This is a genomic window from Pseudovibrio sp. W74 (genome assembly GCF_001623085.1).
Taxonomy (GTDB): domain Bacteria; phylum Pseudomonadota; class Alphaproteobacteria; order Rhizobiales; family Stappiaceae; genus Pseudovibrio.
Genome location: NZ_LMCJ01000057.1, coordinates 327,450 through 336,811 on the forward strand (window position 1 = coordinate 327,450; position 9,362 = coordinate 336,811).

Sequence of the window (9,362 nt, forward strand, 5' to 3'; positions counted from 1 at the left end):
TTTAGGCTGCCTCGAAACGTTTTTTGATCTGGTGAAGTGCGAACAGATAGACCAGTGAGAACACGCTAAGCAGTGTCACCACGATCACAGCACGGGCTGCCCCCTGCCCGAACTTGAAGTTTGCAATGGCCATCTTGTAGGTGTCGATGATCAGCGTTGTGGTTGCGTTGCGCGGGCCGCCTTCCGTCAAGATCCAGATGATCTCGAAGGAGTTGAAGGTCCAGATGATCGACAGGATCGACATGGTGATGATCACCGGCAGGATTTGCGGAATGGTGATGCGGCGGAAGCGGTACCAACGGGACGCCCCGTCCACATAGGCTGCTTCATAAAGATCGCGCGGCACGCCCTGCATGGCTGCCAGCATGAAGATGGTCACCATAGGCAGGCCGACCCAGACATCGGTGACAACGGCGGAGTAAAACGCGCTTTGCTTGTAGGCGAGGAATTCAAACGGGCCATCCAGAATGCCTACGTATTGCAAGGCTCCTGAGATGATGCCGAAGTGGCCGTTGTAGAGCCACAACCAGCCGAAACAGCCAATCGCAACAGGCACGATCCACGGTGGCATGACCAGCATGCGGAACAGAGCCCGTCCCGGGATTGCCGCGTTGAGCAGCGTTGCGCCAATCAGACCGAAAATGATTTTGAATGAGACAGACAGGAACATCCAATAGAACGTTCTGGACACTGTCTGACCGAATTTGCGAGAGCTGAGCAGCTTCTCATAGTTGGCAGTGCCGATGTAGGCTTCGCCGCCAATGTTGGCGTTGGTGAAAGACAAACGGACTGTCTCTACCAGCGGCCAGGCCACGACTAATACGAGATACAATGCTGCCGGAGCAATCAGTAGCCATGCAAAGGTTGCCTGTGAGCGCATAAGCCCTTGCAGCATCCCTTGTTTCTTTTGTGCCGAACCGCCGCGCTCGCCCTGATAAGGCAGCAGGTCCCCTGACGCATGTGTCATGCGCTCTCCCCAATTCCCAAAGGTGATCGCTTGTCACTCGCCGCTTGCGTCTTGTTATCGCCAGGGAGACGAACCGCGTGTTTTTTGCGAGCACCAAAATAATACCAAAACAAATCCATTTGTCTACCATTTCAGTACCTCCTGTGAAATATTTCTGTTTCAGACGAAAAATCTCCGATTTTTCAAGAAAATCGCAAGGGGATAAGCTTCATTTCTTTCATTGGTATGCCATCGGTATTGTTTTGCATTGGTATCAAAAAGGTATTATAGATAATACGGATTCACATAAAGAAGAGCAGAATGAGCGCACAAGAAGATACCCATACCGATCTGTTCTCAACGACATCCTGGCAGCAGAGGAGTGGCGGTCCACGCTACTTACAGCTTTACCGACACCTTGAATCTGCCATTAAAGATGGACGGTTAGCAGCAGCGACCACTCTGCCAGCCGAGCGTGAGCTGGCGACACTGACCGGGCTGTCCCGCGTGACGATTCGCAAAGCCATTTCGCAGTTGGTGGTGGATGGTCTGGTGATTCAGCGCCGGGGCTCAGGTTCTTATGTGGCTCCGCAGATGAAGCGCATGGAGCAGTCCTTGTCGGCGCTTACCAGCTTTACCGAGGACATGCAGCGGCGCGGGAAGACATCCTCCTCCGAGACGCTGTCCTGTGGGATTTACCTTCCCTCACCTGAGGAAATTGTTGCGCTTGGGCTTGCGTCTGACGGTCAGGTTTCGAGGATTACCCGTCTGCGCCGTGCGGATGGTATTCCGTTGGCGATTGAGACCAGTTCGCTCTCAACCGAGTTCGTGCCTGATCCGTCGCGGATTGAAACGTCTCTCTATGAGAAATTGTCTTTGAACGGTATGCGTCCGTCCCGTGCTATCCAGCGTATCTCCGCTTGCAAACTGACAGAAGAGCAAGCTGACTTGCTGGAAGTTTGTGAAGGGGATGCGGCGCTTTACATTGACCGCACGGCTTATCTGGCGAGTGGCCGGGCCATCGAGTTGACCACAGGCGTGTATCGCGGTGATATCTATGATTTTGTTGCAGAATTGCGCAACGTCTAAGATGTTGAAAGCCCCGCTGCCAAAATTTGGAGCGGGGCTTTTGTTGTTTAGTCCCTTACATCCTGACGCCACCCGATGGCAGAGAACAGCTTGCTGTAGCACGCAGCCTTTTGCGTGATCTCATCTGCATCCGGTTTGTTGGCGCGGGTCGCCCAGCCGATTTCTGAAATACCCAGAATGCGCGGAGCCATCATGGTTTCCATGTTGGCATCCCGCAGGACGACCTCTGACCACAGGCAACCCTGGGCGCCGATAATCTTGCTTTCCAGCTCGGGCTCATTTTCCGGCACCGGATCCCAACTCACACTGTCTGCAAGGCTGGTGATGCCGGCCCAGTTGAGGCCGATCTCGTTGAAGTTGCCGGAGGGAGCGATGTCCCAATAGGCGTGCGCAGCTGGGGTCATCACCACCGAGTATCCTTTACGGGCGGCTTCCAGCCCCGGTCCCTGCTGTGTCCATGAGAATAGGATGGCGTCATTGTTGATGCCTCCATTGGCACCTTTGGCAGCTTCTTCCCACGCTGCGGGGCGTACGCCCAGCGAACGGACATACAGCGCCAGTTTGTCCATCATCCAGCCTTGCACATCATCCGCTGTTTTGAGGCCCTGCTCTGCCTTCAACTGTTCGATGGCAGGAGACTTGGTCCATGCTGCTGGCGGGCGCTCATCACAGCCAAGGTGCAAGTGAGCAAACGGGAAGATGCCGGAGATTTCCTTGGCCAGCGCTTCCATATAGGTCCACGCTTCTGGCAAGGCGGGATTGATGGTGTTGTTCAGGTAGCCGTGGACGGAGACCTCACCGCTTTCATCCGCAGCATCGCGCAGTTCCGGGTGGATTTGAAGAACCGCCCAGGAGTGAGCTGGAACTTCGATTTCCGGCAGGATTTCGATGTTCAATGCTTTGGCGTGGTCCACCAGTCGCTTGGCGAAGGCTTTGGAATAGGTGCCGCCTTGTGGTCCGTCTGCTGCACCGTAAATGCCCGGTACGACACGACCTTCACCACGCATGCCTGACTTCTTCCAGAGTTCCGAATAACTCTCCACCTCCAGACGGAAGGCTTCATCATCGCAGAAATGCCAGTGGAAGCGGTTGAGTTTGAACAAGGCCAGCATATCGACAAGCCGAAGCAGTGTTTCCGGCTCGTAGTAGTGGCGTGCGCAATCCAGATGCTGGCCGCGCCATTCAAACCGTGGTGCGTCGGAAATCTGGCCGCAAGGGATGGTTCCACCGTAGATCAGCTTGAGGTTGAGCAGTGTGATGGAACCGTAAAAAGCACCGGCTGCCGCTGACACAGAGAGTGTGATGCCCTCTGAGGTGATTGCGAGTTCATAGGCATCTTCGGCGAGTTCTTCGTTTTTGGCAAAGCGAAGCGCAACGCCATCCTCACAGAGGAATGGACCGATGTTGTTGCGCTCTGAGAGGGCTTCCACAGCGTCCGTGCTCTCGGCCTCGCCTTCTGCATCCCAAGAACGATCCAGCTTGTAACCTGCACTTACGTCCAGCGTGTCACCGGAGGGCTGCCAGCTTTGCGGGGCTGGGACAAGCATCAATTCGCGGGATGCGGGATCGGCCTGTTGTTCAGGCAGTTTGGTGGTGAAGGTCTGATCAATACCGCGCGGGGCGAGCTGGACTGGCGCAATGCTGCCATCCCCCATACGCAGATAAGCGCCTTTTGGTAGCCAGCTGCAGTTGGAGGGGTTCATGCTTCGCTTGTATTTGAGCGTGAACGCCAGAGCCTGCCCTGTTCCCAGAACATCTCTGTCAAAGCCAAGCTCTATGTAGCCCGCCGTCATTTTCTTGACAGTGGCACCTTCAATCACCTCACAAGGCGCAAGCATGCTGAAGCACAGGGTGTAGTTGGAGATGGGTGCATCGCACTTGGCAGAGAGGATGCATTTGATCTGCCGATCCTCCGTTCTCCATGTTTCCATTCTGATTGTAGTATCAGCACAGGCAGCAGCTTCCATGCCCACGTCTCCTCACCAATTTCAGGATGTTGCAGTGAGTACACCAAAGGCAATGGATTGCCTGAGCGCATGCTCTAACTGCTTGAATTTGCGACTGTCCTTGTTGGAAAATCAGGTTACATTTCCTGAAGAACACGCAGTAGCATAGCTTCTACTTGGCTGGGCCTGTCAACACCTTGGCAGATAAATAAATCTATAATTTTGAATTGGTATTACTTTCAAAGTTCGCGGATAGTTACTTTATTTTGCACATCTGAAACTTACACAAACACTCATGGTGCCAAATCAAACACAAATTTTTCAGGTTGTGTAAGTCTTTGACTACAATTCTGTTTTCCAACGCGGCCGCCTGCCTTGTTGCATCAATACCGGAGCAAGGCATGGTGGTTGTTAGAGCTTTCCGGCTGGTAGACAATCTGCCTGCCAAATTTAGGACCAGTTATTCAAGGTGGCCTTCCTCACATCGCGATGAAGACCTCATTTGCGGCTGGGTAACGTGTTGGGTTCTATACTTGCAGGAGCGTGTTGAGTTGTCTGCGAAAGGCCAAAGAGGATGGAACGCAAGAGTGTACGGACCCGAGATGGGGTGGAACTCTCCTATCTGACAGGCGGACAAGGACGGCCTGTCTTTTTGCTGGGTGGCTGGAGCCAGACGGCATCTGTATATGAAGGACAGTTCGCCGATTTTTGCCAGAGCCATACGGTTTATGCTCTTGAGAACCGGGGGCACGGCGCATCACAAAAGCCCACGGATGGTTATCGGATCCATCGGTTTGCCAAGGATCTGTTTGATGTGGTTGAGGCCTTGGACCTTCGCGATTTCGACGCGGTTGGCCATTCGCTTTCCGTCGCCATGCTCTGGGCATATCTGGATATGTTCGGGGCTGAACGCCCTGCGCGCCGTCTGATTTTTATCGACGAGCCAGCGGCCCTCATGGCGCGGCCCTCCTGGTCACAACAAGAGATCAACGAGGCAGGTTCTATCCACCCCACTTTGGAGTCACTTGATGAGATGGTGGTGGCTATTCGCAGGACCCGCAATGTTGAGGATCATCTTGAGATTATTAGCGGGATGTTCACCAGCAAGGTTGGTGACGCTGCTTTGCGCGCATTGGCAGCCGAGAACCTGAAATTGCCCCGCGCGCATGCTGCTGCTCTTATCGAAAACCTCATGATGCAGGATTGGCGGGCCTTTTTGCCTAACATTCACCAGCGCACTCTGGTGTTTACAGGCGAGGCCAGTTGGCATCCGCTGGCTTCACAGCAGTTCATCGCCTCCTCAATGCCAAATGGCGCGCTTGAGGTGGTCCGCAAGACCGATGGCGGGAGCCACTTCCTGATGTTCGAAAACCCAGCACTCTTTAATGAGAAAGCACTGGGTTTCCTGAATGCGTGAGAAGCTGCCTACTGTGTTTTCAGCGTGCTTTTGGAGATCATGTAGGCTGCACCGGCCAATGCTGTGCCGGCGAAGGCATCCATAGCTGCGCGAGAACGGGCGGAGACTGCGAATTTGGAGGCCCGAGTTCCGAGATAGGCGTAAAACAGCAGTGCCGGATATTCGAGCGCGATGTTGAAGACGGCCAGTGCCATCATGCGCAGGGCCATGCCATCGCCTTCCCCAGCGAACACAGGCAGCATCGCACCGAATGACAGGACGGATTTCGGGTTTGCACCCTGCATTGCGAATGAGGTGAGGAACAGCTTCAGAGTGGATGCCGGCTTCTGTTCTTTCGCTTCGCCCAGCGAGGCTGAGAAAGCGGCTTTGAAAGAGCCATATGCAAGATACAATAGATAAGCTACGCCAATCCATTTGACTGTCTCAAACAGAACCGGGAAAGACAATAGCAGCGCGCTCATGCCTCCCGCGGCGAGGAGCGCATACATGAGGTTGGCTCCAAACACACCGGCCATGCTGGCGTGGGTTTTACCAATACCGTTTGTGATGCTGTCGCCAACCACTTTCAGGACCGCGGGACCGGGTGTGAAATTGAGCGCCATGAAGGTGACGATAAAACCAAAAATGAGTGTGGCATCAAAAGAGCGAAGAAGCTCCATGGGTTTTCCAATTCAACGCTAGAAACACATAAATAACGCAAAGCAACGCACATACGAACGCAACCCAAAACCTGGAAGGCTAAGGGGAGATGACTGATGGTTCATCTCCCCTCGCGCGCGGATTAGAAATTCACTTGCCGTAAGCCTTAAGGCCCGCCTCTCCAAACGTGGCACTGTGAGTTTCTGTAGCTGCCCCCTCTCCGCGCGCTGTTTGTGCAAACTCTGTTGGTCGGCACAAGCGCAAAGGGCGTGCCAAACTAACGATGACGCACTGAACTTTTGATAACTCATTGATGAATATGTGTATATTTCCGGATGGGACTCATTTAAGGAGGATCCAAGAAATCGATAATACTGCCCATTGTTTGATCAGATTGCCCGTCTGCTAAGCAATCAGACATAAAAAACCCGGTGTTTGAGACACCGGGTTTGGCTTTTCTGAGATGCAGCAGGTCTGTTCAGGCAGGTTCTGTGATCTTTACTGGTTCGGCCATTTTGCAGGTTTGGCTGATTAGATTGCGCAGTTTTTGTCTTGTCTCCGAACAGGTTAGCTGACCGTCATCATTGGTCTTTGATGCCATATTACCGACAGCGACATATCGCGGATGCACCCAACAACCGTGGTCAGCTGCAAACGACGCCAGACGCGGAAGCATTCTTACACCCCCGAATGGACCCGGTGCGGCGGCTAGCAGACTGACCACTTTCCCCTCAAGCACGGAGTGGGATTTGCCAGCTGCCCGTCTGGACGCCCAGGTGAATATGTTATGGAGATGCGGGGTGTGGAAGCCGTTATATTCGGGAGAGGAGATCAGAATTACATCAGCAGCTTCAATCTGTTGCCGTAGCATCGAGAGCTGGTTCTGAACGGCGGCATCTGCTTCAAGATCGGAATGGTAGAGGGGAAAAGAGGCAAGCTGGTGCGGCAGGCTGGTCGTTTGATGGTTCAGGTTATGCGCTTCTTCTTCAGCGGCATCCAGCAGGCTCTTGTTCAACGAGCCTTCTCTGGTGCTTCCTGAGATGAGGAGGATATTCATGGGAAACTCCATATGACAATATTTTTGTTTTTATATACATTTTTGTTTCTTTATTATGCAAGTACAAAAAAAACGGCACTGAACTTCAGCACCGCTTTTTGAAATTTGACCGTAAACACTTCTATATTCTAGCGAACACTTAAAGCAGTTCGTATTTAAGCTGAAACACTTGCGCTGCTTTAGTCTTTGTTTTTGCGTATCTTTATCCGAAAACCGGTTTCCACTTTTCGGAGATACGCTGTAGGGTTTGATTGGCCTCAATCAAACCGAACGCACTTTAGGAGAAGAAGCGCTCAGTGATCTGCAGCATGATCTGATGACCACCCCAAACGCCAAGGATCGCTACACAACCAGACAGAACTGGTGGAGCGGGAATAGGCAGTTTGATTGCGGTGAAGATCGCTCCAATAATGAAGCCAGCAAGTGTTGACATAAGCAGTTCAGCCATGGTGTCTCCCGTTAATTCTTTCTTATTGTTCAGAAAACTCTGTTTTCTTTGAACTACAGCCCTTGCTTTTACTGCGCGCCCATACCCCTGCAGTCCCCTGAGTGTATGACCGAAAACCGTGAAGGACAGCCAGCTAAGGTCCTTGAATATTCAGGTCGCCCGACAAGGCGGACCCTACCCTGTAATTGCACTTTTAACGCAAAAAAAATCATTTGCAGAAAAAATATTCAAAATGCGATCAGTTGCCGCACTGTCATTTTCATTAGTTCATTTAAATCAATATGTTGGACAGCAATCATTTATGTTAGTTCTGCGCAAAACTCCTGCATCTTCTTGCAGAACTTCTACTTATCGCCATTTTCATGAGCTCAGATTTGTGTTGTCAGCCCATCTCTCTGCCTTTACGTTAAAGTCAACATAAGCGCCTTTGCGGTCCTTTACTGGTATTCGCTCAGGCCTGCAGCTCGACGCTTTTTTGTTGCACGACCATTCTTTTGGAATGCAGTGCGAGGGGGAATAAAATGGCAGAGTATAATGTGACGGCGCTGGCTATTCCGCTGTTTCTGTTTTTTATGCTGATGGAATACGCCTACCTGCGCATGAGCGGGCGGGACCTGCACCGGTTTAGTGATAACATTGCCAGCCTTTCCATGGGCATTTGCCTGCTGGTTTCAGATGCATTGCTAAAAACCTTTACATTCTCGGTGTTTATCTGGGCGTGGTCGTCCTATCGGATGTTTGACTTTGGCTCAACCAGTTGGGCCACATGGGTCCTGTTCTTCTTTGGCGTGGACTTCTGCTATTACTGGTTCCACCGCATTGCACACACCTACAATTTTCTTTGGGGCGCCCATGTGGGGCATCACCAAAGTGAGGAGTATAACCTGACCACGGCGCTGCGGCAGAGTGCGTTTCAGTATGCGTTCTCGTGGGTCTTCTATCTGCCTCTCGCCTTCCTTGGCTGCCCGCCAGAAGTGTTCCTTGTGCAATTTATGCTGTTGAAGGCCTATCAGTTCTGGCTGCACACCCAGGCGATTGATCGTATCCCCCTTATGGAAGGTGTGTTTTCCACGCCCTCAAGCCATCGTGTCCACCATGCCAAGAACCCGATTTACATCGACAAGAACTTCGGCGGCACGCTGGTGATCTGGGATCGGATGTTTGGCAGTTGGCAGCCGGAGGTCGCAGAGCACCCTTGCCATTATGGCACCACAACGCCGCTGAAAACGTGGAATCCGGTGAAAGCCAACTTGCAGCACTGGTCCATGCTGTTTCGCGACAGCCTTCATACGCGCAGCTGGTGGGACAAGGTCCGGCTGTGGTTCAAACCAACGGGATGGCGACCGGAAGACAGGCGGCGGAACACCAGTAAACTACAGAAAACAGGTGTCACCAACCGCCCTAAATTTGATCCGGTGATCTCACCGCTGACCAAGCTGTACTGTGGCATCTCATTCGCGCTGCTGGTGCTGCTGGTGACCATGTTTATCTTCCTGTCCCCACAACTGAGCGCACGGGAGCTGGCGTTTGGTGTGGTGCTTATTCTGGCTGGTCTCGTGATGATCTCGCAGTTTCTGGAGGGCAAATATCAACTGCGCTTTGTTGAGGTCGCGCGAGTGCCAGCTCTGCTCTGGTTTCTCACCGTGCTTTGGACTTTGCCGATTTCGACGCAGGTCTCGCAGCGGATGGATGTTGCAAAAGGGGTTTCACCTGAGATTAAACTCTCTGAAGAAACAACGCTTTCTGCACTGCCGTGGCTGGAGAAGCCAGTGGTTTTGGATGGCAGCACACCTGCGGTGCAGCAGGTGACGTGGCATCCT

At 52.6% G+C, this 9,362-nt stretch carries 8 protein-coding genes; 3 read left to right on the plus strand and 5 right to left on the minus strand.

Translation table 11 applies throughout. The features are described 5' to 3' along the window. Position 1 precedes the first annotated feature (1 nt). A complete protein-coding gene (locus PsW74_RS24430; RefSeq protein ID WP_208986508.1) occupies positions 2–880 on the minus strand; it encodes a sugar ABC transporter permease in 879 nt (292 codons plus the stop codon). A gap of 387 nt (positions 881–1,267) precedes the next feature. Here PsW74_RS24430 and PsW74_RS24435 point away from each other — a divergent pair, with 387 nt between their 5' ends. Then, on the plus strand, positions 1,268–2,035 hold the full coding sequence (locus PsW74_RS24435) for a GntR family transcriptional regulator (protein ID WP_057463808.1): 768 nt from the start codon (positions 1,268–1,270) through the stop codon (positions 2,033–2,035). Between the two features lie 47 nt (positions 2,036–2,082). Here PsW74_RS24435 and PsW74_RS24440 read toward each other — a convergent pair whose 3' ends face one another. Beyond that, positions 2,083–4,002 carry a family 20 glycosylhydrolase gene (locus PsW74_RS24440; RefSeq protein WP_063287087.1) on the minus strand — a complete coding sequence of 640 codons (1,920 nt, stop codon included), beginning with the start codon at positions 4,000–4,002 and terminating at the stop codon, positions 2,083–2,085. Between the two features lie 553 nt (positions 4,003–4,555). Here PsW74_RS24440 and PsW74_RS24445 point away from each other — a divergent pair. Next, on the plus strand, positions 4,556–5,398 hold the full coding sequence (locus PsW74_RS24445) for an alpha/beta hydrolase (RefSeq protein WP_063287086.1): 843 nt from the start codon (positions 4,556–4,558) through the stop codon (positions 5,396–5,398). 8 nt (positions 5,399–5,406) lie between these two features. Here PsW74_RS24445 and PsW74_RS24450 read toward each other — a convergent pair whose 3' ends face one another. The 3 genes from PsW74_RS24450 to PsW74_RS24460 form a co-directional block, all read right to left on the minus strand. Next, on the minus strand, positions 5,407–6,057 hold the full coding sequence (locus tag PsW74_RS24450) for a LysE family translocator (protein ID WP_208980514.1): 651 nt from the start codon (positions 6,055–6,057) through the stop codon (positions 5,407–5,409). Between the two features lie 458 nt (positions 6,058–6,515). Continuing rightward, positions 6,516–7,094 (minus strand): NAD(P)H-dependent oxidoreductase, encoded by a 579-nt coding sequence (locus tag PsW74_RS24455; RefSeq protein ID WP_082826952.1) that lies wholly within the window; start codon positions 7,092–7,094, stop codon positions 6,516–6,518. A gap of 277 nt (positions 7,095–7,371) precedes the next feature. Next, positions 7,372–7,542 (minus strand): DUF1427 family protein, encoded by a 171-nt coding sequence (locus PsW74_RS24460; protein ID WP_057463812.1) that lies wholly within the window; start codon positions 7,540–7,542, stop codon positions 7,372–7,374. A 521-nt stretch (positions 7,543–8,063) separates the two neighbouring features. On the opposite strand from PsW74_RS24460, the gene PsW74_RS24465 reads away from it, so the two are divergent. Then, a partial coding sequence (locus tag PsW74_RS24465; RefSeq protein WP_208988135.1) for a sterol desaturase family protein occupies positions 8,064–9,362 on the plus strand: 1,299 nt, incomplete at its 3' end.

What these genes read in the sequence shown, in the direction of transcription:
- PsW74_RS24430 (WP_208986508.1), bottom strand. Translation starts at nt 880, where the DNA reads ATGCGCTCACAGGCAACCTTTGCATGGCTACTGATTGCTCCGGCAGCA.
- PsW74_RS24440 (WP_063287087.1), bottom strand. Translation starts at nt 4,002, where the DNA reads ATGGAAGCTGCTGCCTGTGCTGATACTACAATCAGAATGGAAACATGG.
- PsW74_RS24455 (WP_082826952.1), bottom strand. Translation starts at nt 7,094, where the DNA reads ATGAATATCCTCCTCATCTCAGGAAGCACCAGAGAAGGCTCGTTGAAC.
- PsW74_RS24460 (WP_057463812.1), bottom strand. Translation starts at nt 7,542, where the DNA reads ATGGCTGAACTGCTTATGTCAACACTTGCTGGCTTCATTATTGGAGCG.
- PsW74_RS24445 (WP_063287086.1), top strand. Translation starts at nt 4,556, where the DNA reads ATGGAACGCAAGAGTGTACGGACCCGAGATGGGGTGGAACTCTCCTAT.
- PsW74_RS24435 (WP_057463808.1), top strand. Translation starts at nt 1,268, where the DNA reads ATGAGCGCACAAGAAGATACCCATACCGATCTGTTCTCAACGACATCC.
- PsW74_RS24450 (WP_208980514.1), bottom strand. Translation starts at nt 6,057, where the DNA reads ATGGAGCTTCTTCGCTCTTTTGATGCCACACTCATTTTTGGTTTTATC.